This is a genomic window from Alterinioella nitratireducens (assembly GCF_013155465.1).
GTDB lineage: Bacteria > Pseudomonadota > Alphaproteobacteria > Rhodobacterales > Rhodobacteraceae > Alterinioella > Alterinioella nitratireducens.
Genome location: NZ_JABJVX010000001.1, coordinates 41,244 through 67,493, shown reverse-complemented (window position 1 = coordinate 67,493; position 26,250 = coordinate 41,244). Strand labels below are relative to the sequence as shown.

General features: G+C 67.2%; 23 protein-coding genes. 9 read left to right on the top strand and 14 right to left on the bottom strand.

The annotated features are described in order from the left end of the window. The first annotated feature begins 17 nt into the window (after positions 1 to 17). Both HNS34_RS00290 and HNS34_RS00285 read left to right on the top strand, forming a co-directional pair. Complete coding sequence (locus tag HNS34_RS00290; RefSeq protein ID WP_172316851.1) at positions 18 to 2,330, top strand: PIG-L family deacetylase; 2,313 nt, start codon at positions 18 to 20, stop codon at positions 2,328 to 2,330. A gap of 55 nt (positions 2,331 to 2,385) precedes the next feature. Further along, positions 2,386 to 3,183 (top strand): nitroreductase family protein, encoded by a 798-nt coding sequence (locus HNS34_RS00285; RefSeq protein WP_172316849.1) that lies wholly within the window; start codon positions 2,386 to 2,388, stop codon positions 3,181 to 3,183. Positions 3,184 to 3,380: 197 nt separating this feature from the next. Here HNS34_RS00285 and HNS34_RS00280 read toward each other — a convergent pair whose 3' ends face one another. Then, complete coding sequence (locus HNS34_RS00280) at positions 3,381 to 4,118, bottom strand: SDR family NAD(P)-dependent oxidoreductase (RefSeq protein WP_172316847.1); 738 nt, start codon at positions 4,116 to 4,118, stop codon at positions 3,381 to 3,383. Beyond that, positions 4,115 to 4,804, bottom strand: a complete 690-nt coding sequence (locus HNS34_RS00275) for a GntR family transcriptional regulator (RefSeq protein ID WP_172316845.1) — start codon at positions 4,802 to 4,804, stop codon at positions 4,115 to 4,117. The genes HNS34_RS00280 and HNS34_RS00275 overlap by 4 nt, the downstream gene beginning before the upstream one ends. A gap of 156 nt (positions 4,805 to 4,960) precedes the next feature. Here HNS34_RS00275 and HNS34_RS00270 point away from each other — a divergent pair, with 156 nt between their 5' ends. Genes HNS34_RS00270 through HNS34_RS00250 form a run of 5 tightly spaced genes read left to right on the top strand, consistent with a single transcriptional unit; the run spans position 4,961 to position 10,509 of the window. Further along, complete coding sequence (locus HNS34_RS00270) at positions 4,961 to 6,457, top strand: aldehyde dehydrogenase family protein (RefSeq protein WP_235952575.1); 1,497 nt, start codon at positions 4,961 to 4,963, stop codon at positions 6,455 to 6,457. Between the two features lie 24 nt (positions 6,458 to 6,481). After that, positions 6,482 to 7,462 (top strand): TRAP transporter substrate-binding protein, encoded by a 981-nt coding sequence (locus HNS34_RS00265; protein WP_172316843.1) that lies wholly within the window; start codon positions 6,482 to 6,484, stop codon positions 7,460 to 7,462. A gap of 2 nt (positions 7,463 to 7,464) precedes the next feature. Next, positions 7,465 to 7,995 (top strand): TRAP transporter small permease, encoded by a 531-nt coding sequence (locus HNS34_RS00260; protein ID WP_172316841.1) that lies wholly within the window; start codon positions 7,465 to 7,467, stop codon positions 7,993 to 7,995. A gap of 4 nt (positions 7,996 to 7,999) precedes the next feature. Beyond that, on the top strand, positions 8,000 to 9,304 hold the full coding sequence (locus HNS34_RS00255; protein WP_172316839.1) for a TRAP transporter large permease: 1,305 nt from the start codon (positions 8,000 to 8,002) through the stop codon (positions 9,302 to 9,304). Positions 9,305 to 9,330: 26 nt separating this feature from the next. Continuing rightward, a complete protein-coding gene (locus HNS34_RS00250) occupies positions 9,331 to 10,509 on the top strand; it encodes an OsmC family protein (protein ID WP_172316837.1) in 1,179 nt (392 codons plus the stop codon). A 109-nt stretch (positions 10,510 to 10,618) separates the two neighbouring features. On the opposite strand, the gene HNS34_RS00245 is transcribed toward HNS34_RS00250, so the two are convergent. Genes HNS34_RS00245 through HNS34_RS00235 form a run of 3 tightly spaced genes read right to left on the bottom strand, consistent with a single transcriptional unit; the run spans position 10,619 to position 14,383 of the window. Beyond that, entirely contained in the window at positions 10,619 to 12,196 is a 1,578-nt protein-coding gene (locus HNS34_RS00245) for an FAD-dependent oxidoreductase (RefSeq protein ID WP_172316835.1), read from the bottom strand. A gap of 3 nt (positions 12,197 to 12,199) precedes the next feature. Then, complete coding sequence (locus HNS34_RS00240; RefSeq protein WP_172316833.1) at positions 12,200 to 13,636, bottom strand: aldehyde dehydrogenase family protein; 1,437 nt, start codon at positions 13,634 to 13,636, stop codon at positions 12,200 to 12,202. Positions 13,637 to 13,663: 27 nt separating this feature from the next. Further along, entirely contained in the window at positions 13,664 to 14,383 is a 720-nt protein-coding gene (locus tag HNS34_RS00235) for an IclR family transcriptional regulator (protein ID WP_172316831.1), read from the bottom strand. Between the two features lie 99 nt (positions 14,384 to 14,482). Between HNS34_RS00235 and HNS34_RS00230 the strand changes: the two genes are divergently transcribed. Continuing rightward, positions 14,483 to 15,226, top strand: a complete 744-nt coding sequence (locus HNS34_RS00230) for a sulfite exporter TauE/SafE family protein (protein WP_172316829.1) — start codon at positions 14,483 to 14,485, stop codon at positions 15,224 to 15,226. Here the strand turns inward: HNS34_RS00230 and HNS34_RS00225 are convergent, their stop codons facing one another. Next, complete coding sequence (locus HNS34_RS00225; RefSeq protein ID WP_172316827.1) at positions 15,227 to 16,771, bottom strand: phospholipase D family protein; 1,545 nt, start codon at positions 16,769 to 16,771, stop codon at positions 15,227 to 15,229. Further along, positions 16,768 to 17,835: an AI-2E family transporter gene (locus HNS34_RS00220; protein WP_172316825.1), complete on the bottom strand. Its 1,068-nt coding sequence runs from the start codon at positions 17,833 to 17,835 to the stop codon at positions 16,768 to 16,770. The genes HNS34_RS00225 and HNS34_RS00220 overlap by 4 nt, the downstream gene beginning before the upstream one ends. Positions 17,836 to 18,190: 355 nt before the next feature. Here HNS34_RS00220 and HNS34_RS00215 point away from each other — a divergent pair, with 355 nt between their 5' ends. Then, positions 18,191 to 18,805 (top strand): helix-turn-helix transcriptional regulator, encoded by a 615-nt coding sequence (locus tag HNS34_RS00215; protein WP_172316824.1) that lies wholly within the window; start codon positions 18,191 to 18,193, stop codon positions 18,803 to 18,805. Between the two features lie 77 nt (positions 18,806 to 18,882). On the opposite strand, the gene HNS34_RS00210 is transcribed toward HNS34_RS00215, so the two are convergent. The 7 genes from HNS34_RS00210 to HNS34_RS00180 form a co-directional block, all read right to left on the bottom strand. Further along, positions 18,883 to 20,664, bottom strand: coding sequence for a pilus assembly protein TadG-related protein (locus HNS34_RS00210; RefSeq protein WP_172316822.1), 1,782 nt, complete (start codon positions 20,662 to 20,664; stop codon positions 18,883 to 18,885). Further along, positions 20,654 to 21,085 carry a TadE/TadG family type IV pilus assembly protein gene (locus HNS34_RS00205; RefSeq protein ID WP_172316820.1) on the bottom strand — a complete coding sequence of 144 codons (432 nt, stop codon included), beginning with the start codon at positions 21,083 to 21,085 and terminating at the stop codon, positions 20,654 to 20,656. Before HNS34_RS00205 ends, HNS34_RS00210 begins: the two co-directional genes overlap by 11 nt. A gap of 3 nt (positions 21,086 to 21,088) precedes the next feature. Beyond that, positions 21,089 to 22,081, bottom strand: a complete 993-nt coding sequence (locus HNS34_RS00200) for a type II secretion system F family protein (RefSeq protein WP_172316818.1) — start codon at positions 22,079 to 22,081, stop codon at positions 21,089 to 21,091. Further along, positions 22,074 to 23,036 (bottom strand): type II secretion system F family protein, encoded by a 963-nt coding sequence (locus HNS34_RS00195; protein ID WP_172316816.1) that lies wholly within the window; start codon positions 23,034 to 23,036, stop codon positions 22,074 to 22,076. Before HNS34_RS00195 ends, HNS34_RS00200 begins: the two co-directional genes overlap by 8 nt. A 4-nt stretch (positions 23,037 to 23,040) precedes the next feature. Continuing rightward, positions 23,041 to 24,639, bottom strand: a complete 1,599-nt coding sequence (locus tag HNS34_RS00190; RefSeq protein WP_235952574.1) for a TadA family conjugal transfer-associated ATPase — start codon at positions 24,637 to 24,639, stop codon at positions 23,041 to 23,043. Beyond that, entirely contained in the window at positions 24,636 to 25,829 is a 1,194-nt protein-coding gene (locus HNS34_RS00185; RefSeq protein ID WP_172316814.1) for a CpaE/TadZ family protein, read from the bottom strand. Before HNS34_RS00185 ends, HNS34_RS00190 begins: the two co-directional genes overlap by 4 nt. A 116-nt stretch (positions 25,830 to 25,945) precedes the next feature. Beyond that, complete coding sequence (locus HNS34_RS00180; RefSeq protein WP_172316812.1) at positions 25,946 to 26,176, bottom strand: Flp family type IVb pilin; 231 nt, start codon at positions 26,174 to 26,176, stop codon at positions 25,946 to 25,948. Positions 26,177 to 26,250: the final 74 nt, after the last annotated feature.

Genomic DNA, 26,250 nt, shown 5'->3' with positions numbered 1-26,250 from the left:
AAGACCCCGAGGCCCCCATGCCGCTGACCCAACCCGACCGCATCGCCCGTGACCTGGCCCAGCCCCTGATGCTGACCCTCTGGCGCGCGCTGCAACCGCTGAGATCCGTCACCACCTTCATGAATACCGGCGCGCATCCGGATGACGAGACCTCGACCATGCTGGCCGCGCTCACCTTCCGCGACGGGGTGAACCTGTCCTATATCTGCGCCAATCGCGGCGAGGGCGGGCAGAACGATATCGGCAGCGAGGTGACCGAGGATCTGGGCACCCTGCGCACCGCCGAGATGGAGCGCGCCGCGGATGTGCTGGATATGCGTCTCTACTGGCTTTCGGAGAGCCCCGGGGACAGCATCTTCGATTTCGGCTTCTCCAAATCGGGCGTCGAGACCATGGGCAAATGGGGCCGCGCGCGCACCCTCGCCCGTTTCGTCGATCTCGTGCGGACGGACAGACCGGACATCATCTGCCCCACCTTCCTCGACATTCCCGGCCAGCACGGCCACCACCGCGCCATGACCGAGGCCGCGCATCTGGTGATGGACCTCGCCGCCGATCCCGGCTTTGACGGCTCCGATCTGCCGCCCTGGCAGGTCGCCAAGCTCTACCTGCCCGCCTGGTCCGGCGCCGGCGGCTCCTATGATGACGAGCTGCCGCCGCCCAAGGAAACCCTGCGCATCGGCGGCGAGGGGCACGAACCTGTTTCCGGCTGGCCCTGGCCCCGCATCGGCCAGCACTCGCGCTGGTTCCACAAGACGCAAGGCATGGGCCATTGGACCGGGGCTGCCCCGCATCCCGGCTGGCCGCTGCACCTGGTGCGCTCCGAGGTCGGTGCGGATCGCAGTGCAGTCACCGATGGCCTGCCGATGCGCCTGGACGATCTTGGCGACGGCCCCGACCTGAAAGCCGCGAGCCGGGCCATCGACGCCGCGCTCTCTGCTTTCCCTGACCGTGCCGCCGTGCAATCCAACGCGCTCGACGCTCACGCCGCGATCACTGCCGCGCTGGACACCATCATCCCGGAGCATCACCACCGCCTGACCCGCAAACAGGCGCAACTCGCCCGCGTCATCCGTATCGCGGCCAACACGGACGCCCGCGGCTGGCTGGCCGACGACGTGCTGATTCCCGGCCAAACCACAGCCTTGCATCTCGAATACAACCCACAAGCCGGGGCCACCCTCAGCCCCGACCTGCCCGAGGGCTGGAGCGGCGATGCCAGCCACATCACCGCAGGCCCAGACGCGCCCCCCTCGGACCCCTATCCCGACCGGCACGACCCGCTGCACCCGGCCCGCCCGCGCCTTGCCGTCACCGTCGCGGGAACCCGGTCCTACCTGCCGCTGGAGGTGCCGCCGCTGGTCCTGCCCACCGCCCGCGCGACCCTCTCGCGCGATGCCGTGGTGCTGAACCTCGCCGCGCCGGATCGCGGCGTCACGCTGGACCTGACCGCCCGCACCGAAGGCACCCCCGGTTTCGACCTGCCGCCCGGCTGGGGCCAGACCTGGGACGGCAACCGGGTGCGGATCACCGCGCCCGACGACCTCGCCCCCGGCCTCTACGATCTGCCCCTCACCCTCGACGGCAGGCCCGCGCAGACCACGCATCTCTTCCGTTACGACCATATCGCCCCGCGCCTGCGCAGCTTTCCGACCCGCCTGCGCATCCGCGCCCTGACGGTCACGCTTCCCGAGGCCCGCATCGCCTATATCGGCGGCGGCAATGACCGTGTGGGCGACTGGCTGGCCGCCCTTGGCTGCGATGTCACCGCCCTGACGCCCGCGCACCTCGCCGCCTCCGCCCCCTTCGCGGGGTTCGACACGGTGCTGGTCGGCGTCTTCGCCTTCCGCTTCCGCCCCGACCTGCTGGACACCCTGCCCGCGCTGCACGAATGGACCCGCGCGGGCGGCAACCTGGTCACGCTCTACCATCGCCCCGGCGACAACTGGGATCCCGACGCCACGCCCCCCGAACGCCTGCAAATCGGCTCGCCTTCGCTGCGCTGGCGCGTCACCGACGAGGCCGCCGAGGTCACGCATCTCACCCCCGACCACCCCCTCCTGACCACGCCCAACCGCATCGGCGCGCAGGATTGGAACGGGTGGCACAAGGAACGCGGGCTCTATTTCGCGAAGTCCTGGGATGAGGTCTATACCCCCCTCCTCTCCATGGCCGACCCCGACGAGGCCCCGCACAAGGGCGCGCTGCTGTCCGCGCGGATCGGCCAGGGCCGCCACACCCATTGCGCCCTCATCGTGCATCACCAGATGGAGAAACTGACGCCGGGGGCCTTCCGCCTGATGGCGAACCTCTTGCACTCGACCGATTGAGATTTGGCAAAACGCGCCCCGGTGCTACCCTTGCGCAGAAACCGGGAGGGAGCACATGAGCGAAGAAACCACATCCGCCGTCGATCTCGACGCCGCCGAGGCCGAGGTCGACCTGCCCGAGATCGGCGACCGCACCCGCTATGACGCGCTGATGCAGGTCATTCGCAACCGCGTCACGGTGCGCAAGTTCGACGCGGGCTACGTCGTGCCCGAGGCGCATTACGACCTGATCCTGGAGGCCGCCCGCCACGGACCATCAGGCGCCAACGCGCAGCCCTGGCAATATATCGTGGTGCGCGACGCGGGCGTGAAACAACAGATCACCGATTATTTCGTCGCCGAACAGCGGTTCCGCGCCAAGGCCAGGATGAAGTTCCCGACGCCGGATTATCGTGGCCTCGCCACCGCGCCGGGGTTCATCGTGGTCTGTTCCGACATGCGCTGGATCAACGCCTTCCCGGTGCTGAATGACGGCTCCGACCTCGACCGGATGTACAAGGAAAACGCCGAGCGCATCTTGCTGCAATCCGTCGCCGCCTCGACCATGTCGGCGCATCTGGCCGCCGCGGCGCTTGGCTACAACGTCTGGTGGGTCACCGCCATCGGCCAGGAGGAGGCGCAGGAGGCGATGCGGCCCCTGCTGGGCATCCCCGAGGAAATCTCGGTCCTCGACATCTTCCTCTTCGGCCCGCCCGCCGCCGCGCCCTACAAGCGCTGGCGCCGCCCGATGGAGGAAATCCGGCACTGGGACCGCTACGACCGCGACCAGTTCATCAGCGATGCGGAACTGGAGGAGTGGATCAAGACGCGGCGGCACCGGGTGATGTACAAGGATGCGTCGAAGATTGATTGAGGTGGTTGCCCGCACCTCCCGGCCAGCGACGGGCCGCGGATCGGCGATCCAACATCTGTTCCGAGTGATTTATGCCTGCCAAATTACTCCACCACTCAATCGTTGCACCAAGATCAGCCAAATCGCCGGTCCGGGGGGCGGCCCGTCGATGGTCGGGCGGCTGTGCCGCTATTCCGACTTGGCGCGCAAGACACACCTCACGTATTCACCGACCCGCCATCCACCGCCACCGTCTGCCCGGTCATGAAATCGCTCTCGTCCGAGCACAGGAAGACCAGCGCGCCCACCAGGTCCTCGGGCAGCCCGTCCCTCGGGATCGCGCGGCTGGCCAGAACCTTGGCCCGCGTCGCCTCGACATGGTCCGGGTTCGCCAGGATGCTGTCCGACAGCGTCAGACCGGGGGCAAGGTTGTTCACGCAGACGCCCGATGGCCCCAATTCCCGCGACAGGGCCCGCGTCATCGCCTGCACCGCGCCCTTGGAGGAGACGTAATGCAGCATCCCCCCCATCCCTTTCTTGACTGTTCCGGACGTGATGTTGACGATCTTGCCCGCCCCCGCCGCCTCCATCACCGGGGCGGTGGCGCGGATCATCTTGTAGGTGCCGGTCACGTTCACCGCCATCACGCGGTCCCAGGTCTCAAGGTCGATTGCGTCATAGCGCGCCACGGGCAGGCTGGCATAGAGCGCGGCGTTGTTGACCAGGATGTCGATGCGCCCGAACGCCTCCTGGCAGGCGCGGGCCACCTCGTCCGCCGCTTGCGTGATGTCGGCCCGCATCGCCCGCGCGCCCGCCGCCTCTGCCGCGCCGATATCGGCGATATCCACCGCCAGCACCCGCGCGCCTTCCGCCAGCAGCGCGCGCACGAAAACCAGCCCCAGCCCCCTGGCCCCGCCGGTCACGATCGCCGCCTTGCCGCTCAGCCGCCCGGTCATTCCGCCCGCCCCAGATCGCGCGAGAACAGCTCGCCGTAATTCATCGTCGCGTGGCTGTGCTCGCGCATCATCGCCTCGGCGCGGCCCGCATCGCGTTTGCGCAGGGCGTCCAGGATGATGACATGCTGCGAATGGCCCACTGTCAGGCGCATCCGCTCGCGCCTTGGGTCCGTCGCCTCGAAAGACAGCGCGCCGAGGGCGGCGAAGGGCAGCATCGCGATGCGCTCGAAGGCATGCGCGATCAGGTCGTTGCCGCAGGCCCGCATGATGGTCTCGTGAAACAGCACATTGGCCTCGTGATAGGTCTCGAAATGCTCGGTCACCGGCGCGTCGCCCTCTAGCATCGCCTGCGTCACGGCGATGGAACGGCAGAGCGCGGCGTCTGTCTCGGCATTGAGCCCCCGCTCGGCCAGCGTCTTGGCGGCCAGCGATTCCAGCGCCGCCTTGACCGCGATGGCATTGGCCACGTCGGATTGCGAGATCGAGCGCACGGTGTAGCCGCGCCCCTTGCGCTTTTCGATCAGCCCCTCGGCCTCAAGCGCTGCCAAAGCCGTGCGCGCGGGCGTGCGCGACACCGCAAGCTCGCCGGCCACCGCAACCTCGCTGATCTTCTCACCGGGGGCGCGCGCGCCGCTGAGGATCTGACGCCGGACGACGGCAAGGACATGTTGACCGCTGGAGGACATGAACCCGATATTTGTATTCGAAATCGTGCTTGTCGAGCGGTTTCTTGGACTATCCCCAAGTTTAGGGTTTATTTTGTATCCATAATTGGGTCTCCTATCCGTTAACGACTCATGCCCCCCTGGGGCGCGGGTCCAGGCTTTGGGAGGAGCCATCCAATGACCCTGACCATGGGCGACAGCCCGGTCGAGACCCATCTTTTCGTGAATGGCGAGGCGCGGCCCGCAACCGGGAACCGCCGCTACGCGCTGCACAACCCGGCCCGCCCCGAGGAGCTGGTCGGCCATGCCGCCGCCGGATCGCCCGAGGATGTGGACGCGGCGGTGCGGGCCGCCCATGCCGCCTACCCGTCTTGGGCCGCGCTCAGCTATGCCGAGCGGGCCGACCATCTGACCCGGATCGCCGACGCGCTGACGGCGGATGCGGAGGATCTCGCCGCCCGCGCCCGCCTCTTCTGCCGCGAACATGGCAAGATCCTCAAGGAATGCCAGCTGGAGATGGCCCGCCTCGGCGACCGCTTCCGCCTCACCGCCTCCTATGCGGACCGTCTTGCGACGGATGAACACCTCACCGGCCCGCCTTTCGACACCATCATCACCCGCCAGCCGCGCGGGGTGGCCGCCCTGATCGTGCCGTGGAACTGGCCGCTCTCCATCCTCGGCGCAAAGCTGCCGCAGGCGCTGATGGCGGGCAACACGGTGGTGGTGAAGCCAAGCAGCAACTCGGCCCTCGCGCCCACCCTGACCCTGCATCTGATGGCCAAACTCCTGCCTCCCGGCGTGATCAATGTCGTCACCGGGGCCGCGTCCGAGATCGGCGATGCGCTGGTCACGCACCCTCTGGTGCGTTTCGTGAATTTCACCGGCTCCGACACCGTGGGCCGTCACATCATGGCGCAGGCGGCCCGGAACCTCACGCCGGTCACGCTGGAACTGGGCGGCAATGACGCCGCGATCATCTGCGCTGACGCCATGCTGGATGCCGACGCCTTCCAGCGCATGTATCTGGGGGCCTTCATGTCGACGGGCCAGATCTGCATGGCGCTGAAGCGGCTCTACGTGCATCGGTCCCGCTATGACGAGGTGGTCGAGGGGCTCAGCGCCGCCTGTGACCGCATAGTGGTCGGCGACGGGCTTCTGGACGAGACCCGTATGGGCCCGCTCAACAACGCCAAACAGCTAAAAACCGTCACCGGCCTGATCGAGGAGGCGCGCAGCAAAGGGGCCGACCTGCGCGAGTTGGGCCAGGTGCCCGACCCCGACCTCTACGCCAGGGGGTATTTCCAGAAACCCGTGCTGGCGCTGGACCCCGACCCGGCCCTCAAACTTGTCACCGAGGAGCAATTCGGCCCCGCCCTGCCGATCCTGCCCTTCGAGACTGAGGACGAGGCCATCGCGAAGGCCAATGACAGCCGCTTCGGCCTCTGCTCCTCCGTCTGGACCGAGGATCGCGACCGCGCCACCGCTTTGGCCCGGCGGCTGGACGCGGGATACACCTATCTCAACGCCCACGGCCCCACCGCGCAGGACAGCCGCGGGCCGTTCGGCGGCGTCAAGCAGTCGGGGCTCGGGCGCAACCTCGGATACGAGGGCATCATCCAGTTTCAATCCAGCCATTCCATCAGCGGGCCGGCCAGTTGGCTGTTCCCGAATTAGCAACCAAATGGGGAGACCAGGACAATGAATTACAAGGGTTTACTTGCCGCCGCGGCCGTCGCCGCATCGACGCTTCCGGTGCAGGGGGAGGAGCTGAGCCTGGCCTATTTCATGGGGCCGCGCCACCCGATGAATGCCGCCGTCTTCACGCCCTTCGCCGAACGCCTGGCCGAGTTGTCGGGCGGCGAACTGACCGTCGAGATGTTCCCCGGCGGCGCGCTCAACTCGGTGCCGCCGCAGCAATACTCCATCCTTCTGGACGGTGTCGCCGATATCGTCTTCGCGCTGCCGGGCTATACCGGCGACGTGTTTCCGATGACCAATGTGGTGACCCTGCCCGATGTCTGCGACAGCGCGCTGGACTGCACCGAGGCGCTGTTGCGCGCCCGTGACCTGATCGAGCAGGAATACCAGGCCCGCGTGCTGGCGGTCTGGGCCAACAGCCCGCCGATCCTGATCACCCGCGACACGCCCGTGCGCACGATGGAGGATATCGAGGGGCTCCTGGTGCGCGTCACCGCCGTGCAGGACGCGCCCTTTGCCGAGGCCGTGGGCGCCTCTGCCGTGGCCCAACCGGTCAGCGTGATCAACCAGAACCTCACCAATGGCGTGATCGACGGCATTTCCATCGGAGCCTCGGCCATCGGCTCGTTCAACCTGCATGAACCGGGCAATTACCTGACCACCTATTTCCCCGGCTCAGGGTCCGCCTTCGTGCTGCTGATGAACCAGGAGGTCTATGACGGCCTCTCGGACGAGGAACGCGCCTGGGTCGACGAGGCCGCCAATGACGAGCTGTCGCTTTCGGGCGGGCGCGCCTTCGACGCCGCCGCCGCGCGCGGCATCGAGATCGCGCGCGAGGCCGGGGTCGAGATCATCGACCTGACCGATGAGGAACGCGCCCGCTGGCAAGACGCCTATGCCACCGCACTCGAGGAGGCCCGCGCCGAGGTCGTCGGCGGCACCACCGTCGGCGCGGTCATGGACCGGATGATGGGCCAGTAAGCGTGACGCGAGCGACGCCCAAACCCCTTCTCTGGGCGGATCGGCAGCTCGGCCGCCTGGCCGGGCTGCTGGCCGTGGCGGGCGGGCTGGCCATCGTCGCCCTGATGGTCATCACGCTGGCCGCCGTGATCTCGCGCTACATCTTCCGCGACCCGATTTTCGGGACCGAGGATCTCTCGCAGATGGTCCTGGTCCTCGTCGCGGGCGCCGCCGTCGCCTATGGCGCCCGCCACCAGTCCCATGTCAGCGTCAACCTGCTCGGCACGCTCGGCGGGCGGCGCCTGACCCGGATCACCGACCTGATCATGCGCGCGCTGACGCTGTTCATCCTTGTGCTGGCTGTCTACGCCCTGACCAAGAAGGCCTGCGGGTCCGAGCGCGCCTGCATCACGGCGAATTTCTCGATCGAACATCGCCCCTTCTACTACTACCTCGCCGTCGCCATGGCGCTCTATGCCGCCACCACGGCGCTGCACCTTGTCATCGGGCTCTTTCATTTCACCGGCGACGACCCCAACGAAATGGCGGACTGACCCGATGGAAGACAGCCTGATCGCGCTCCTGGGGTTTCTCAGCCTCTTCATCCTCCTCGCCATCCGCATGCCGGTGGGCATCGCCCTGATGCTGGTGGGCACCGCGGGCATCTGGTTCATCCGCGAACGCGCCGCGATCCCGAAACTGGGCGGCGAGATCTTCAACGAGGCGTCGAACTACCCGCTGACCATCATCCCGCTCTTCGTGCTGATGGGAAACCTCGCCGGGGCCTCGGGGATGAGCCGCGACCTCTATGCCGCGGCACATTCCTGGGTCGGGCACATGAAGGGCGGGCTGGCCTCGGCCTCTGTCGTGGGCTGCGCGGGGTTCTCGGCGCTCTCGGGCTCGTCGCTGGCCGCCGCCCTCACCATGGGCCGCGTCGCCCTGCCGGAAATGGAGCGCTACAAATACGAGGGCGGGCTGGCCGCAGGCTCCATCGCGGCGGGCGGCACGCTCGGTATCCTCATTCCGCCCTCCGCCGGGTTCGTGATCTACGCCATCCTGACCGAGGAGAGCATCGGCCGCCTCTTCATGGCCGGTGTCCTGCCCGGGCTGATGCTGACCGCGCTTTTCATCCTGGCGATCTGGATCACCGTCCTGCGCCACCCTGACCGCGCGCCGGGAGGCACCGACAAGGCCCCGCTGGCCACACGGCTTCGGATGCTGGCCCGCGCGGGCTGGATCATCGGCATCATCCTTTTGACCATCGGTGGCATCTATTCCGGCGTCTTTTCCGCCATCGAGGCGGCGGGCATCGGCGCTACCCTCGCCTTTGTCGTCACCATCATTCGCGGCAAGCTGACCCGTGCCAACCTTGTCGAGGTCTTCGCCAGCACGCTCAAATCCTCCGGCACCGTCTTCCTGATCCTCTTCGGGGCCTTCGTCTTCAAGAGCTTCATCGGCTTTTCCGGCGTCACCAACGACCTTGCCGACTGGGTGCAGGCGCAGGGCTATACCGGCATGCAGGTCGTCATCGCCTTCATCGCAATCTTCGTCATTCTCGGCATGTTCATGGACGGCTTCGCCATCCTCGTGCTCACCGTGCCGCTGGTCCAGCCGATCATCGAGCCCCTGGGCATCGACATGGTCTGGTTCGGCGTCCTCATGGTCATCGCGCTTGAGATGGGCCTGATCTCGCCCCCCGTCGGCGTCAATGTCTTCGTGGTCAAGGGCATCGCGCCCAATGTGCCGCTCAACACCATCTTCCGCGGCATCTGGCCGTTCTGGTTCGCCATGCTGGCCGCGGTCATCCTCATCCTCATCTTTCCGCAAATAGCCTTGCTGCTGCCCGACACGATGTTCGGCTAGCGCCCCCAGACAAGGAGGTCTTCGTCATGCAACTTGGTGACAACATCATCGCCGCCAGCGGCCAGCCACCGTTCTTCAAGGTCTCCAACGCGGGTGCCGTGGGCCTTCCCGCGCCCGAAATCCGCAGGGGCGATGCGGTGCGGGCCATGGTCCGCTCGCTCTCGGGCTTCCAGAAGGAGGCGCTGGTGCTCTCGGCGCGCACCGGCACGATGTGGCGGCTGGTCTCGGATGAGGGCGCCTACCTCAACGGCCACGACGCCGCGCCCTGCCCGCTGGCCTTCCTGACCGTCGGCATGATCTCCAGCTACATGAACGAGATCACAGCGCTGGCGGATCGTGAGGGGGTGCGCTTGCGCAACCTGCGCCTGATCCAGAACAATTTCTACACGATGCAAGGCTCGATGCGGCAGCGCACGATGACCGGCGGCGCGCTGCCCGTGGAGCTGGAGGTGCAGGTCGAGACCGACGCCGATGACGCCAAGCTCTCCGGGCTTCTGTCGAACGCCATCCATGCCTCGCCCCTGAACGGGCTGATGCGGGGCAAACTGCCGAGCCTCTTTACGCTTTCCAAGAATGGCCAGCAGATCCACACCGGCGAGGCGCAGGCGCTTGATGCGCCCGTCGTCGGCCTGCCAGACGGCGCGGAGCCGGAGGCCGAGAACACCGACCTGACCCTGGTCGCCCGCGAGGGCATGTCGCCCGGGAAATCCGTTGCCAAGGGCACGGCGGGCGCGGCCAGCAGCCTCACCGATCACCAGGACCGCACCCTGAATCCGGCGGCGATCTGCACCCTGCGTGAAGACGGGTTGAAGGAGATCGAACAACATCTCTACAGCCCGCACGGCTCCATCTTCCGGTTCCTGTCGGATGAGGGCAAGGACGCCCGCGCCCCCGATGCGGTCAGCTACATCTCCGCCGGGATCGCGTTTTGCTTCATGACCCAATTCGGCCGCATGGCCTCGATGGAGAAGCTGGACCTGCCGAAATACGCCATCGTGCAGGACACCCATTTCTCGCTCGGCGGGGCCTCGGGCGGCACCGGAAAGGCAGGCGAGGCCAACCCGGTCGAAACCCATGTCCACCTGACCACAGATGAGTCCGACGACATCGCCCGCGACATGCTGGACGTGTCGGAAAAGACCTGCTTCCTGCACGCCTTCTGCCGCACCGACCTGAAGACGAAACTGAAGGTGACGCGGATATAGGGCGCCCATCCCTTCGAAGGGATGGTCAAGTGCCTTCGAAGGCACTTTGCGCCGCGCCTGATATGGTCCGAAAAGTTGACAAACCTGTCAGGAAAAACTGACAAAGCTGTCAGGAATTCCCCGCCCCGACCGCCCGCATGAGGATCTCGGCCGCCTCTCCCGCCTCCCCCGCCCAGGCCACATAGCCATCCGGGCGCACGAGGATCGCGCGCGCGCCGTAATCGCAGCGCTCCCCCTCGTACCTGTCCCTGATCACGGCCAGGGGAACCCCCGCCGCCTCGGCGGCACCGGCAAAGTCCTCCCCCATCAAGCCATTGAAATCAAAGAGAGTAAATGCCGCCCCGTCCAACGCCTGATAGGTCGTCCGCCCGTCCGACAGCGCGCGTGGGGCCAGATGATGCCCGGCGCGCGCGGTAAACTGATGATCCCCCTTCGCCGCCGGTCGCCCCGGTCCGCCAACCAGCGGCGAGCCCTCGTAATGCGGCTCATAGGTGAAAACCTCGGTCGATCCGACATTGCGCGCGGCCCATTCACGGGCGAAGGCTTCCGCATCATCCTCAGGGTCGTAAGTCCTTAAAAACGCGCGGTCTTCTTCGATGAACCGCTCGATGAAATCATCCCTGAGCGAGGCGAAGACCGGCCTGCGTTCGGCGTCATAACTGTCCAGCAACCCGTCGCCGCCCCACCCCTCCAGCACCGCGCCCAGTTTCCAGCCGAGATTCCGCGCATCCTCGAACCCGGTATTGATCCCGTAGCCACCATAGGGCGGGTGGCTGTGGCAGGCATCGCCTGCGATCAGAACCCGGCCCGCGCGGTAGCTTTCGGCCAGCACAAAGCGCAGATCCCAGAAACCTACATAATTGATATCAAGCGCAAATTCCTGGCCCGCCGCCTCATGCAGCATGGCCGCGAAATCGGTGTTTTCCGCCGTTGCCTCCACCGCGACGGGGGCATGATAGAACCATGTCCTATCGCCATCGACGCGGCCCAGAAACTTCCAGTAGCCCTCCAATTCGGGGCTGAGCGCGTAGTAGAAGGATTTCTCCTCATAGCGCTCCCCAAGCAGGCGGTGCAGTTCCGGCGATTGGAACACCAGCAGCACCATCTTGCGGTCATGGTCCTTGACCTCCTGCCCGATCCCCGCCGCCTCGCGCGTGGCCGAGTGGCTGCCATCGCTCCCGACCGCATAGCGGCCCCGGAGACTGCGCCTCACCTCGCCTTTATATTCAACGATATCAACGACCACGCCCTCGGCATCCTGCGCCAAGGCATCAAAGCGCCAGCCATAGAACAGCTCGACCGAGGGCAGGTCAGCTACCCTCTCGCGCAGCACGCGCTCGGTGCAATATTGCGGCATCCGGTCGACGCTCTGGCCGTAATAGGTCCCGACGGATTCACGCGGCAGCCAGTTATAGGCGTGTTCGCCCAGCAGCGTCCCGTAGGTCACCAATCCGCCATTCGCGACACCCCTCGGCACGATGCGCGCGGCGCGCAATTCCCGCTCGCACCCCCAATGGTCGATGATTTCCAGCGTCCGCTGCGTCAGGTTCTGCCCCTTGGGCACAGGATGCAAGGCGCGGTAGCGCTCCACCACCGCCACCGAATGCCCGCGCTGGCCCAGGTCGATGGCCAGCCCAAGACCCACCGGCCCGCCGCCGATGATCACCACGTCATGCGTCATCTCCATGGCTCAGATCATCCCCGGTTCCAGATAAATATGTTTGGTTTCAAGGAAATCGGCCAATCCCTCCAGCCCGTGCAACCGCCCGAGGCCGGATTTTCCAAAGCCTCCGGTTTCCCCTTCCGCGAACAAACGCAGATGCGAGTTGACCCAGACCGTGCCCGCCCGGATCGCCCGGCTGACCCGCATCGCGCGCCCCACATCGCGGGTGAAGACCGAGGCCGCCAACCCGTAGAGCGTGGCGTTCGCGCGGGCCACCGCCTCTGCCTCATCGGCGAAGCGTTCGACGCAGACGATGGGGCCGAACAGTTCCTCCTGCACCAGCGCGGATTGCAGATTGTCGATGCGGAAGAGCGTCGGGGTCAGGAACGCGCCCTGGTCCAGCCTGCCGCCCTTCAAGAGCATCTCGCCTTCATCGCCGGCCTGCTCGATCAGCCCCGCGATCCGCGCCTGCGCGTCGGCGTCGATCAGGCTTCCCATCTGGCTGTCGGGGTCGCTGCCCGGCCCGGTTCGTATTGATTTGAAAGCGGAAATCGCCTTGGCCTCGAAGTCCTCCGCGACACTCTCATGCACCAGGAACCGCGCGGCGGCGACGCAAATCTGCCCGGCCATGTTCAGCGCGCCATGGGTCAGTTCCTTGACCGCCAAATCCAGGTCGGCATCCTCGAAGATCACCGCGGGCGCCTTGCCGCCAAGCTCAAGCCCGACCCGCTTCAGTGTCGGGGCCGCGCCCGCCATGATGGCGCTGCCGGTGCGCGACGACCCGGTGAAGGAGATCACGTCGACATTTTCCGAGGCGACCAGCGCCTGCCCCACCTCGATCCCGTTCTCATTGACCGAGTTGATCACGCCCGCAGGCAAGGACGGCGCGCCCACAAGCGCCTCGATGATGCGGGCATGGGTCAGCGGCACCTGGCCCGCAGGCTTGATGACCGCGGTGCAACCCGCCGCCAACGCCGGGGCCAGCGAACGCATCAGCAGCGTCACTGGCGCGTTCCACGGCACGATCACGGCGGCCACGCCCACGGCCTCGCGGTGAAAGAGCGACATCTGCCCCGGCATCACCTCCTGCATCGTGCCGCGAATGCCGCGCGCCAGCCCCGCGTAATAGCGCGTCTCGGAAATCGCGCCCATGGTCTCGCCCATGGCTTCCGCGCGCAGCTTGCCGTTTTCCGCCACGCAGAGCGCCACGATCTCGTCCTTGGCCGCCTCCAGCCGGTCGGCCATCTCGAACATCGCCTTGGACCGCAGCCGGGGGTTATGCGCCCAATCCGTGGTAAAGAAGGTGTCGCGGGCCACCGCGCAGGCCTCATCCGTCAGGGCCGCCGAACCGGGGTGAAACTGCCCCACCGCGCTGAAATCGGCGGGGTTCGTGCTGGTCCCCAGATCGCCCGCCCCCTCGCGCCAGGTGCCGCCGATATAGTGCCGTGCCGGGTCGATCTGCATGTATCTCACTCCCTCTTTCCCCGGTGGTCAGCCGGTCCGATCCAAGTTCAGCCCGTCCGAAAGCCGCGCCATGATCCGCGCCGCCGCCGCGATGATCGCCTCTGCCAGGTCAGCAGGGACAATCCGCGCGTAATCCTCCGCCTCCATCGAGACGCAGAGCGAGGCGAGCGGGCGGGCGCCTTCGTCCAGAACCGGCGCGGCGGTGCCGACGATACCGCGTGTCACCTCGCCATGCGCCACGGCCACGCCATCGCGGCGCACCTGCCGCAGGTCGGCCTCGTGATCCAGGAACCGCTGTTGCTGCCGTTTCGGCAGATGCGCGATGATCGCGCGCGATGCCGCCCCGCGCGCCAACGGCATGGGCCGCCCGCGCGGGTAGCTGGTGCGCGCGGCAATGTCGCGGCTGGACGATGCGACGCAGAGCAGCCGCTCACCATACCACTCCGCCAGAAAGGCGGTGCCGGGAAAGCGTGCGGCAAGGTCGTGCAACTCCGCCTCCGCCCCCGCAATCAGCCGGTCGGATTTGCGCATCAGGAAATCCAGCTCCACCACGCGCGGGCCGATGGCAAAGCCGCCGCCCGGCACCGCGGCCAGGAACCCCGCCGCGCGCAAGGTCTTGAGATAGCGGTAGAGCGTCGGTCGGGTATAGCCGGTTGCGGCCATCATCGCCTGCGGCGTCCAGACCAACCGATCCTCGGAAAAGAGGTCGAGGATCGCCAATACCCGGTCTCCGCTTGCCTGTGACATCCGACCCAAAAATCTCAAATAACAAGATTCCGTCCAATATTGATTGCCCTTTCCCTTTTGACAAGCCAATTTGTCGGCAGGAGCGGAACAGGATAGCAGATGAACACCGACCCCATAGCCATCACGCTGGCCGTTCTGGGTATTCTCATCGGCGGCGTGCTGAAGGGGGCGACCGGGGCAGGCGCGCCGATTGTGGCGGTGCCGATGCTGGCCGTTGTCTTCGACGTGCCGACCGCGGTGACGATCTTTACCGTGCCGAACCTCCTGTCCAATATCTGGCAGGCCTGGGCCTATCGCGGCGCGCGGCTGCCCTGGGGCTTTACCGCCCGCTTCGCGATTGCCGGGCTGGTCGGCGCCGGACTTGGCACCGTGATCCTCGCCCGCCTTCTGCCCGATACGCTGCTGCTTCTGGTGGCGGTGGTGGTGTTCCTCTATGTCGGGTTCCGCCTGGTCAAACCCGATTGGGCGCTGGCCTATGCGCGCGCCTTGCCACTTGCCGCCCCCATCGGATTCCTGGGCGGCATCCTGCAAGGCGCGGTCGGTGTGTCGGCGCCGATCTCGGTCACGTTCCTGAATGCGCTCAAGCTGGAGCGGGCGGTCTTCATCTCGACCATCGCGGTCTTCTTCACCGCCATGTCGCTGTCGCAACTGCCGTTGCAGATCCAGTACGGGCTAATGACCTGGAACCGCTTCGCGCTTGGCCTCGGCACGCTGGCCCTCATCGTGGCGGCGATGCCGCTCGGGGCGTATCTTGCGCGGCGGATCAGCCGCGATGTGTTCGACAAATGTATCCTCGGGCTCCTCCTGATCATCGCCGTCCGGCTGGTGATCTCGGCGCTGTAGCTAAAGCAGCCATTCCACCGGCAGCCAGCCGATCACCCTGAGCACCACACGCCTGGCAAAGGTCGTGCCGGGCTCATCCCGCGTCACCTCGCCGCTTTCAGGGTCGATCCAGACCGTCTTGAGCCCGTCCATCTCGACCCGCCAGGCCAGCCCGTCCAATTCCCGGTCGAAGGCGTCATGCAGGTTTCCTGCAAACGCCGCGCTTTCGATCAGCAGGCCCATCTCGGTGTTCAGCATGGTCGAGCGCGGGTCGAAATTGAACGAGCCGACGAAGATGCGCTTGCCATCGACGGCGAAGGTCTTGGCATGCAGGCTGGCCCCCGACGAGCCGAACCGCCCGAGCGTATCCGCGGGCGTCCTGGACGCGGATTTGCGGCGCAATTCGTAGAGTTTCACGCCCCGGCGCAGCAGCGTGCCGCGCTTCGACGTGTATCCGGCATGGACCGGCAGCACATCCGTCGCCTCCAGCGAATTGGTCAGCATCCGCACTGATACGCCACGCTTGCGCAGCGCCTTGAAGGCCCGCGCGCCCGCACGTCCCGGCACGAAATAGGGCGAGATGCCGTCGAACCGGCTTTCGATCCGGGCCACGGCTTTCAGCAGCCGCGCCGACAGCAGGTCCTCGCGCCGTGCCGCGCCTTCGCCCTTGGCCGGTGAATCGCTGATCAGCGCGGCCTCGGTCCATTCCAGGTCCAGGTCGCCCGCCGACAGACGGGTGACGATCTCGGAGCCTTCGAGGATCTCCAGGTATTCTTCAAGCTGCGGGTCGTCGGCATAGTGCGCCAGCCCGTCCTCGATGGCCCCGTCGCGCCGCGCCTGTCCCAGGATCGGCCCGACCGGATGAACGCAAGGCGCGGCCCAATAGCGGTCGAAATCCGCCGAGACCTCGGGCACGACCCGGCCAACCGCCAGCGCATCCAGATCGACATAGAGCGCGGCGGGGCCGGTGCCGAAATATCCGTCGCCGATATTGCGCCCGCCTAGGATGGTGACGCGCCCGTCGATGGTGAAGGACTTGTTGTGCATCCGGCGGTTGAGGCGGAAGAAATCGAAGGCATAGGAGGCCAGCTTGAAGCGGCGCAGGTTGAACGGGTTGTAGAGCCGGACCTCGGCATTGGGATGCGCGTCCAACTCGGCCAGTTCCGCGTCCAGCCGCGATGTGCCGTTATCGTCCAGCAAAAGCCGCACCCGAACGCCGCGTTCGGCGGCACGCGCCAAGGCGTCCAGCAGCAGGTAGCCGGTCAGGTCGTCATGCCAGATATAGTATTGCGCGTCGATCGAGGCGGTCGCGGCATCGGCCAGCATGATCCGCGCGGCGAAGGCATCGGCCCCGTCGCGCAGCATGGCGATCCCGGTCTTGCCCTCCTGCCCCCTGGCGCGCACGCGCAAGGTCGCGGCCAGCGGGCCGACATCCGCCGGGTCCAGCGCGGTGCTGTCTATCCGGTCCTGCACCCTGGGCAGGGCAAAGACGATCCGCGCCGCGACGATGGCCAGTCCCACCCACAGCAGCAGCCCGATCAGCAGCTTGATCAGCGTCGCGATCATGGGTCGGGCCTGTAGGCGCCCATCACCCGGTCGGCCATCAGGATCGCGATGGGACGTGTGGCATCAAAGGCAGATAGGACAATGGCCAGCATCGAGGTCAGCGGCACAGCCAGCAGCGCCCCCGCCACCCCCCAGAGCGAGGACCACACCGCCAGGGCCACCAGCACCACGAAGGGGCTGAGGTTGACGCGCCGCCCGATCAGGCGCGGCTCGATCACGTTGCCGACGCTGACCTGCGCGATGGTCAGCAGGACGGCCAGGATGATGGTGCGGCTGAGCTCGCCGAATTGCACCACCGAGAGCAGCACCGGCAGCGCCACACCGACCAGCGAGCCGACGTATGGAATATAGTTGAGCAGCCCGATCAGCAGCGCCCAGAAGAGCGGGAAATCGACATCCATCGCCCAGAGGATCACAAACGAGATCGACCCGAGCAGGACATTGATCAGCGTCTTGACGGCCAGGTAATCGCCGATCCGTTCGTTGACATCGCGGATGATGGCGGCGGTGCGCTCGGCGTCGCGCGGATCGGGCAACGCGGTGAAGAGCTTGTTGGCGAAGCCCGCCCGTTCAGCCATCAGGAAGGCCGAATAGATGATGATCAGGAACACGGCCGAGCCGATCCCGGTGACGTTCAGGAAGGCCGTGTTGATGACCCCCTGCACCGAGAACCGGCCAAAGGTCGCATCGCGGATCGCGGGCCAGTCGGGGCGGTCGTCGACGCCGATGAACTCGGCCATCTGCGCCACCAGCCGCTCGATATTGGCCTGGTAGCGCGGGGCCTGGGCCAGGATCTCGCTGATCGTGCCGACCACCACGCCGGTCAGCGCGAAAAGGGCCGCGGTGAAGGCCAGCAACACCAGAAACCGCCGCAGCGCGGCGGGCAGGCGGCCGATCACCGGCAGACGGCCAAGCGCCTCGGACAGGTTGACCAGGACATAGACCACGATCACGGCGGCCAGGATCGGCAGCAGCACCGGCTGGCCGACCTTCAGCAGATAACCCGCCAGCACCACCATGAGCATGGCGTTGACCAGGGTAGAAAGCGTGTTGGGCCCCGTCATGCGACCGCCCCGCGCGGCAAGGCGGATGACGGGCTTTGGCACGGGCTGTCGATCCGGGTCATCGCAGGGTCCTCTGTCTGTCGGCGGGCCGGGGGTCGTCGCGCCACTTTAGGACGAATCCCGCAACCTGGAACAGGGCCTTGTGACGCGCGGGTCAAGCCAGACCCGGTCGCGGCGCCTATCCCGGCCTCACCTGTCCTTTTCGACATGTCCGAGATCAAACGTCCGGAAAACCGTGCGCGGAACCCTCCTTGCAAGGGCCATCTTCAAACAATCGCGCGCAGTCCTGCACAGTTTTGCCCCATTCCATGCGTAAAAATTCGAAGGCGAAGAACAGGACAGTTGGAGAGACGCGATGAACAAACTCTGGTATACGGCAGCCGCGGTGGTCCTTACGGTCGCGGCGATCAAGACCGTCCTCGTTTCGCAGCTTTTCCTGACGCCCGAGCAGCGCGATCTTGTCACCCTCTCGGGCCTCTTCGCCGGGTTCGCGGTTCTGACCGCCTGCGTGGCCCATATCACCTTCATCCGGATCAAGGCGCATTTCGACGGCCAGCGCAGATCGCGCGCCACCCTCGGCGCGGATGACCCGGCCTCGAAGGAGGTCATCCTTCAGCATTACGCCGCCGAATGGGGCCTGTCACAGGCCGAGGCGGAGGTGGCGCTCTTCGTGGTCAAGGGCTTCTCGAACGGCGAAATCGCGGAAATGCGTGGCTGTGCCGTTGCAACGGTGAAGTCGCAGCTTGGCAAGATCTACCAGAAATCGGGGCTTGAGACACGGTATCAGCTGATCGGCTATGTCACGGACGAGGTTTGCGCGGTGGCGCAGGAGGCCGGACAGGCCGCACCGCAGCCCTCGGCCCGTCCCCTGTTCAAACTGGGCGAGATGAAAGCGCTGGCGGGCAAATCCGGCAGTGCGGCGGCGGCCAATCTCATGCCCGAACAGCGGGCCACCGCAGGCGGGCGTTGATCGCGCGCCACTCTCCTTCCGTTACCTGAACCGACAGGGTCCGCGTCCATGACACGGGCCCTTTTCGCTGGCCGCGCTCATTGCACCAACTGCACCACCTCGCAGTGATGGCCGGTCAGCGTCAGCTCCCCTGCCCCAAGCTCCAGCCCCGCCGCTTGAAGCGCGCCGTCCAGCACGCCATCGACCGGTGCCGCCAGGGTCGACAGCAGCCGGTCGGGCAGGAGCGCCAGCACGCCGTCCACCACCGGTCCGACAACTGCACCGAGCAGTCCGGCATGGCCCGGCTTCACGCGGATCTCGGTATTTGCGGGCGAGAGCAGCCCGTTGATCCCGGTCTGCAAGAGGTCGCCCGAGCCGAACCCGCGCGTCAGGTCGCCGGTCTCCAGGTCGCGGCGGGTAAAGAGGATCTCCTCGGTCCGCGACTGCCCCACCCGCGCCACGCTGCGCGCCTGCAAGGTCAGGAGGCCGACCTCTATATCCGGCAGCAGCGGCAGGTCGATGGAGATCGAGAGGTCCAGGATGTCGGCAAAGCCAAGATCGGCGGGGTCGAGCGGGGCGGAGGAGCCGAATTCCAACGCATCGAATTCGCCCAGGTAGAGCGCCGCGACCGAGCTGCCCGCCAGCGGCGACAGGGGCGTTTGCGCGGTGTCGAAAGCGGCGACGATGTCATCGGGACTGACCCCGCCACAAGCCAGGTCGGTCAGCGTCGCGGTCGCCCCGGCCAGCTCGACATAGATCGGCAGCGTGAGGCGCGTGGCGCTGACACCGGCGCCGAGCGTGCCCAGAAGGTCGGGCGCAAGGTCCAGGTCGGCACGCGCGCGCATGGCGGAGCTGTGCAGGGTCGTGCCGGTCTCGCCCATCTCGATCCAGCCCGATTGCGCCGGGGGTTCTTGCATCATCACCTCGAGGTCGAGCGCGACAAGACCGACCACGGCGATATCGGTCTCGACGCTCAGCGGCACGTCGCGGGTGACGCTGTCGGCCATGGCCAGCACCACGTCGAGCGCCGAGACCGGCAGCGCCTCCATGAACCCGGTCAGGGTCAGGCCAAGATCGGGGTCGGCGGCCGAGAGAAGGTCGCCCACCTCCAGCGCCAGTCCGGGCGGCAGGGCGGCCAGGTCGCCCAGATGGCTGGCAATACCGGGCGGCAGGACGTCGGAAAGCGCGGCGATGACACTGTTCGCGGGGACCGTTTCGTCCAGGATTGTGACCGGGTTAAGCGTCTCGAACCCGATCCGGGCGGCCAGCGCGGCGCGCAAGTCGCCAAAGGACAGCTCCGCATCCGCCAGAACCTGGTATTGATAGGCCGAAAGCTCCAGATCGACGCCGAAAGCCTGTGAAAGCTGCCCGTTCAGCGCCCCCGGCGCCACACGTAGCAACCGCCCGCCAAGCGAGAAACTGGCCGCACCCGTCCGGGTCGCGGTGGCATGTCCCTCTACGGTGACGGAATTCTCCTCGGTCAGCACACTGGCGAAGTAGATGGGCGCGTCGGCCCCGAGGCTGAGCGAGACGGCATTCACGCCGGGCGCGTTCTGGTCGAGCGGGATGAAGCGCTCCTCGCGCGGGATCGCGGGATTGCGCAGGAAACGGCCATATTGCACCTCGCGCAGGGCATCCGCACCCAACCCGTTGCCCGCCAGCATCGCCCCCATCCGCGCATCGCCATCGCGCAGATCGGCGGCGGTGCCCAGGGCCACAAGGTCGCTTTGGGTCTGCAACCGCGCCCGGTCGCGGTAGAGCGAGGCGATATCGACGCCGATGGCCACGAAGGCGAAGAGCACCGTCAGGCACAGCGCCACGATGATCACGACGCCGCCGCATTCGTCACGGCGGAACCGGGTGAGGGCATCAATAGGCAAGATAGGCCTCCGATCTCAGCACGGACATGTCCAGCCCCAGAAACCCGTTCGCCAGCGACAGCATGGAGCCGTCGAGGTCATAGGCAATCGCCACGGTGATATTCGCATCGCCCGTCTGCGACAGGGTCAGGGTCGGGCGGATCGCGTCTTGCACCAGCAGCGGGTAATGCGTGGCGGCCTCGTCCAGATAGGCCTGCGCCAGGTCGCGGCGTTCGCCTTGCGTCAGCCCGGCGACACTGGCGCGCGCGGTGCTGCCCGCAAGCTGGTTCACCGAATGGCTGAGCGCCATGGCATAGCCCACCACGACGATCCCGAAAAGCATCGCGAAGAGAAGCGGCGCGATGATGGCAAACTCGACCGCGACGGCGCCGGACTCGTTGCTCCGCCAGTGGCGGAGGGAACGGCGGAGAACCCTGCGCATCGTTCACCCCCCCGCGATGATGTTGTCGAGGATGGACAGGACGGCGGGGCCGACCAGCACGATGAAGACGGCGGGCATGATGCAGAAAATGAGCGGCACGGTCATGATCACCGGCAGGCGCGCGGCCTTCTCCTCGACCCTGAGCAGGCGATCGCTGCGCAGCTCCACCATCAGGGTGCGCATGGCGCGCGAAAACGGCGTGCCATAGGTGTCGGACTGGTCCAGCGTCTGCGTGAAGACACCGATTTCGGGCAGCGGCACGCGGGCGGCCAGCGCCTGATAGGCGGCGCGGCGGTCGTTGGTCATGCGCATCTCGGCCACCATCTGCAACGCCTCGCGCGCAAGCTCGGGATGGGCGGCCTCAAGCTCTCCCGCCACGCGGTGCAGGGCGGGTTGCGGCCCCAGGCCGGCCTCGCTGGTGATGACCAGCAGTTCCAGCAGGTCAGCGACACCCAAGCGGATCCGCGCCAGCCGCTTCTTGCGGATCACGTCGACCGCGATATCCACGCCCTTGGAGATCGCCAGCGCGATGGCCAGCACGGTCGCCAGCGGCACAAGCAGGCCCAATCCGGCCCGCCCGGTGGTCAGCACCCAGGCCGCGCCGACCAGCACCGTGCCAAGCGGCAGGAGGGTCTTCAGGAACGCATAGATCAGCACCGCGTCGCGGCCCCGGAACCCCGCCGCCTGCAAGTCCTCGGCGGTGGCCCTGGCCTCGCCGCCCAGAATGGCCGAGACCCTCTCGCCGCTCTGCGCCGCCATCCTGAGCAGGGCGCGTCCGATCCTCTCATGCAGCGGGCCGCCGCGCCGGGCCTCGGGTGCGGGGGCGGTGCCGCAGGCGCGCGCGATCCGGGCCGCGCGCTGCGATTTCACCCGCGCATCGGCCATCAGTCCGGCGGCGGCCAGGAAGCTGACGGACAGGCCGATGAAGGCCATCCAGAACATGTAGATTTCGGGGTCGGTCATCATGCGTCCTCCGGTGCCGAGAAAATCAAACATCGAGCTTGCCCATCCGCACCATCATGAAAATGCCAAGTGCGATGCTGCAAATGCCGGTGATCAGCATCGCCCGCCCGCGCGGATCGCTGAAGAGCGGATCCAGATAGGCCGCGTTCAGTAGAAAGATCACCAGCCCGACGGCAAAGGGCAGCGAGGCCAGGATGATGGCGCTGGCCCGTGCCTCGGAGGACAGCGCGCGCGCCTTCTGCTTCAGCTTGCGGCGTTCGCGCAACTGCGCCGAAAGGTTCTCGATCGTCTCGATCAGGTTGCCGCCGGTTTCCGATTGCAGCGCGGTGGCGACGCCGAAGAAATGCGCCTCGGCCGTCGGCATCCGCGCGGCGAGATCGGCGAAGGCATCGGCCAGCGTGGTGCCCATCTTGATCTGATCGCGGCAGCGCGCCAGTTCACCGCGCACCGGGTCGGGGGCGTTTTCCACCACGATGGAGAGGCTGTCGGCGACCGGTCGCCCCGCCTTGAGCCCCCGCGCGAAGACGTCCAGCGCATCGGGCAGACCGGCGGTGAAGGCGGCTATCCGCCTGGCCCGCTTGAAGCGCAGCACCAGCAACAACAGAGCCGCAGGGCCCGCCACGGCCATCGCGACGGCCTGCACAAGGGGCAGCTGCAAGAGCAGCACGAAGATCGCGTAAAGCGCCAGCACCGCAATGCCGATCTGGGTCAGAACCTCACCGGCGGAAACCGTCATGCCCGCGCGGGCCAGCGCCTCGTCGAGGCGGGCCAGGTTGCGCCCCACTGGGTCACCGGGCCGGGCCGCGCGGCTACGCCGTTGACGGGGCTTGGTGGCGGTTGGAATGGTGTCAGGCCGGTGGCCGGAAAGTGCCCGCGCGACACGGGCGCGATGCGCGCGGCGGCGGCGGTCGCTGAGGACGAGGCCCGCCAGCACCAGCAGGGCAAGCGTGGCAGACCCCGCGATCAGAACAAGCAATTCCTGCGACATGGCCTCAGCCCTCCAATATCCGGTCAAGCTCATCCGCCAGACCGTATTCTGCGGCGCGACTGGCGAAGTCGGGGCGGTAGCCCGAGAACTCGAACCCGCCGCGCACCTCCGCCCGCGTGCTGTCGGGATCGGTGCGGAAGCGGAAGATTTCCTGTAGCATGATGGCGTCACCGGCTATCCCCGCGATCTCCGAGATCGAGGTGATGCGGCGGCGTCCGTCGCGCATCCGGCTGACCTGAACCACCAGGTGAACGGCATCGGTCAACTGGCGCCGGATCACCGCCGTTCCCGCCGAAAAGCCCGCCAGCGCCGCCATGCTTTCCACCCGTGTCAGCGCCTCGCGCGGGGAATTGGCGTGCAGCGTCGACATCGAGCCGTCATGGCCGGTGTTCATCGCCTGCATCAGGTCCAGCACCTCGTCGCCGCGTATCTCGCCAATGATGATCCGGTCGGGCCGCATCCTGAGCGCATTGCGCACCAGTGTGCGCATGGTGACCTCGCCGGTGCCCTCCACGTTGGGGGGGCGGGTCTCAAAGCGCACGACATGGGGCTGTTGCAGGCGCAGTTCGGCGGCATCCTCGATGGTGACGACACGCTCGCCCGCCGGGATGAATTGCGAGAGCGCATTCAACAGCGTCGTCTTGCCCGACCCGGTGCCGCCCGAGATCAGCACATTGAGGCGCAGGACCGAGGCCAGACCCAGGAACGCCGCCATCTGCGCCGAGAGGCTGCCGCCCTGCACCAGCGCGTCCAGGCGAACCGGGTTCTTGGGAAATTTGCGGATGGTGATGGTCGGCCCGTCAATCGCCAGCGGCGGCACCGCGACATTGACCCGGCTGCCATCCTTCAGGCGTGCATCGACCATCGGCTGCGCCTCGTCGATGCGGCGGCCTACTTCGGCCACGATGCGGGACGCGACGCTGAAGACATGCGCGTTGTCGCGAAAACGCACGGGCGTCAGTTCCAGCTTGCCGCCGCGCTCCACATAGACCTGGGCGGGGCCGTTGACCATGATATCGGTGATGTCCTCGTCGGCCAGCAGGCGTTCAAGCGGGCCGAGGCCGAGCATGTCGGCCAGCACGGAGGCGACAAGATCGGCAATCTCGCGCCCGTTGAGTTGCAGCTTGCGCGCCTCGGTCAGGGCGGTGATGGCCTCGCGGATCGAGGCCTCCTGCTCTTCCCGCGACTGTCGGGCCAGGTCGGTAAAATCCATCTGCTTCGACAGCGCCTGCGTGACCTCCGAGGCCAGGTGCAACATCGGCGCGGGGTCCATCGCCTCGGGGGCGGGCTCCGGGGCGGCGGGCTGCGCGACAAGATGCAGACGGCGGGCGGGCCGGTCAGGGGTGGGTGCCTTGGCCGCGGGGGCCGCGGCCCGCGTTTCGGGCGGCGCCGCGCCCTCATCCTCTAGCGCCGCCGTGGCGCGGGTCAGGATCTCGCGTTGCAGGGCCAACGGCCAGAGACCGCCGGATTGCTCCACGACATAGGTGATCGCGGCATTGGCGCGGTCCTGGGGCCCGAGCGTCTCGGCGTCGATCTGGCGGGCCAGCAGCAAGACCTGTTCCAGCGCGCGGGCGAGCGAGGGTTGTTCCATATGCAGGGTCATGCACGCGCCCTGCGCAGGAGGCCCCGACGCTGTTTCGCGGCCGCCGGGGTCGAAGGCGAGGACAGCGCGGACCAAAGCCCGGACACCGCCCGCACATAGCCCGACCGGGGCGCGTGCTGTGCCAGCGGTCTGCCCGCCCGATGGGCGCGCAGCATGGCCTTGTCGTCGCGCGGCAGGATATGGGCGATCTCGGTCCCGAAGGCCTGTGCCAGATCCTTGCTGGGCAGCCCGGCATCCCGGCGCAGCTCGGACAGGACCGGAATGACCCGAAGATCCGGCGCATCCTCGCGCAGGCGGGCCATCAGGCGGCTTGCGGCGTGAATGCCGCCATATCCGCCGGGGACGACCAGCACCAATGCGTGCAACTGGCGCACCATGTCGGGGCGGCGCAGGATCAGCGCGCGCGGCGCATCCAGCACGGTGGTTGGGAAACTGGCCGAGAGGCGCGGCAGAAGCCGGGTCAGCCCGCCCTCCAGCGCGTCGGCATCCGGCACTGCGCGGCCATGGCCGGAATAGAGCGAGAAATTGGGGGTGATGCGGTCCATGGTGGCCTTGAGGAAGGTCTCATCGACGCGGTCGGGGGCGGCAAGCGCCTCGCGGAAGCCCGGTGTGGTGTCACGGTTGAGGTCACAGGCGACCGACCCGAAGGCCAGATCGCCATCGACCAGCGCGGTGGCCCGTTCACCCCCCCGCGCGGTTGCCGAGATCCAGGCCAGGTTCTGTGCCAGAAGGCTGGCCCCGACGCCGCCATTGCTGCCGGTGACGGCGATGCGCAGGGCGGGATCGCTGACAGGTTCGGGATCGTTCGCGGTTTCCTCGGACAACACGCGGATGATGTCGGCCACGTCAACGGGATAGGCGAAATATTCCAGCGCGCCGGCTTGCCTTATGGCGCGATAGGTGCCGATATCGTCCTGCATTCCGAAGACGATGACGCGCGCGCCGCTGCGGTGGATCTCGGTCACGCTTTCACAGGCCATCGGCAGGGGCAGGTTGCCGATCTCGGTCAGCACGGTGCCGCCGCGCTGGTCCGCGCCGCAAAGCCGCGCGGCCCCGCTGACGCCACCGCCATGCAAGACAGGTTCCGCGCCGCCCGAATTGGCGGCGAAGGCGCGCACCACGTCCGCGCCCTGCTCGGTGCAGACATAGGCGGTGACGGGGTCGGTTGGGGAAGGGGTGGCCTGTGCCATGGGTCGTCTCCGCGATAGGGTCTGGGGTGAGGTGGGGTGGATCGGACAGGCGCGCGGGGCGGGGGTGGCCAGAGAACCCGGCCCCTGCCCCCGCGCGCCGCCCGCAGGACCGGCGATTACTGTGCCGGGGGTTCCTCGCCGCCCTCTGCCGGGGCCTCGATGCCCGAATCCGACAGGGCCGTGCTGACCGTGGTGAAGCCCGAATTGGTCTGCCCGCCGAGCGTGGCAACCGTGCCGACGATGGCAGCGGCGATGAGGGCCGCGAAGAGGCCGTATTCGATGGCGGTAGCGCCGGAGTCGTCCTTGGTGAAGCGCGCGGTGAGGGTCTTGAGGTTGAAAGTCGTCATGTCATGTCTCCTGCGAAGGGTGTTGGTGGACGACCGATGTAGCCGTCCGATGACCTGACATTGCCCCGAGTGGG

Excerpts from the sequence above, each read along its gene's own strand:
- HNS34_RS00245 (WP_172316835.1), bottom strand. The coding sequence starts at position 12,196 with ATGGAGATGACGCATGACGTGGTGATCATCGGCGGCGGGCCGGTGGGT.
- HNS34_RS00270 (WP_235952575.1), top strand. The coding sequence starts at position 4,961 with ATGACCCTGACCATGGGCGACAGCCCGGTCGAGACCCATCTTTTCGTG.
- HNS34_RS00190 (WP_235952574.1), bottom strand. The coding sequence starts at position 24,639 with ATGACCCTGCATATGGAACAACCCTCGCTCGCCCGCGCGCTGGAACAG.
- HNS34_RS00185 (WP_172316814.1), bottom strand. The coding sequence starts at position 25,829 with ATGGCACAGGCCACCCCTTCCCCAACCGACCCCGTCACCGCCTATGTC.
- HNS34_RS00265 (WP_172316843.1), top strand. The coding sequence starts at position 6,482 with ATGAATTACAAGGGTTTACTTGCCGCCGCGGCCGTCGCCGCATCGACG.
- HNS34_RS00240 (WP_172316833.1), bottom strand. The coding sequence starts at position 13,636 with ATGCAGATCGACCCGGCACGGCACTATATCGGCGGCACCTGGCGCGAG.
- HNS34_RS00180 (WP_172316812.1), bottom strand. The coding sequence starts at position 26,176 with ATGACGACTTTCAACCTCAAGACCCTCACCGCGCGCTTCACCAAGGAC.
- HNS34_RS00230 (WP_172316829.1), top strand. The coding sequence starts at position 14,483 with ATGAACACCGACCCCATAGCCATCACGCTGGCCGTTCTGGGTATTCTC.
- HNS34_RS00255 (WP_172316839.1), top strand. The coding sequence starts at position 8,000 with ATGGAAGACAGCCTGATCGCGCTCCTGGGGTTTCTCAGCCTCTTCATC.
- HNS34_RS00250 (WP_172316837.1), top strand. The coding sequence starts at position 9,331 with ATGCAACTTGGTGACAACATCATCGCCGCCAGCGGCCAGCCACCGTTC.
- HNS34_RS00285 (WP_172316849.1), top strand. The coding sequence starts at position 2,386 with ATGAGCGAAGAAACCACATCCGCCGTCGATCTCGACGCCGCCGAGGCC.
- HNS34_RS00280 (WP_172316847.1), bottom strand. The coding sequence starts at position 4,118 with ATGACCGGGCGGCTGAGCGGCAAGGCGGCGATCGTGACCGGCGGGGCC.
- HNS34_RS00275 (WP_172316845.1), bottom strand. The coding sequence starts at position 4,804 with ATGTCCTCCAGCGGTCAACATGTCCTTGCCGTCGTCCGGCGTCAGATC.
- HNS34_RS00225 (WP_172316827.1), bottom strand. The coding sequence starts at position 16,771 with ATGATCGCGACGCTGATCAAGCTGCTGATCGGGCTGCTGCTGTGGGTG.
- HNS34_RS00220 (WP_172316825.1), bottom strand. The coding sequence starts at position 17,835 with ATGACGGGGCCCAACACGCTTTCTACCCTGGTCAACGCCATGCTCATG.
- HNS34_RS00205 (WP_172316820.1), bottom strand. The coding sequence starts at position 21,085 with ATGCGCAGGGTTCTCCGCCGTTCCCTCCGCCACTGGCGGAGCAACGAG.
- HNS34_RS00290 (WP_172316851.1), top strand. The coding sequence starts at position 18 with ATGCCGCTGACCCAACCCGACCGCATCGCCCGTGACCTGGCCCAGCCC.
- HNS34_RS00215 (WP_172316824.1), top strand. The coding sequence starts at position 18,191 with ATGAACAAACTCTGGTATACGGCAGCCGCGGTGGTCCTTACGGTCGCG.
- HNS34_RS00195 (WP_172316816.1), bottom strand. The coding sequence starts at position 23,036 with ATGTCGCAGGAATTGCTTGTTCTGATCGCGGGGTCTGCCACGCTTGCC.
- HNS34_RS00235 (WP_172316831.1), bottom strand. The coding sequence starts at position 14,383 with ATGTCACAGGCAAGCGGAGACCGGGTATTGGCGATCCTCGACCTCTTT.
- HNS34_RS00200 (WP_172316818.1), bottom strand. The coding sequence starts at position 22,081 with ATGTTTGATTTTCTCGGCACCGGAGGACGCATGATGACCGACCCCGAA.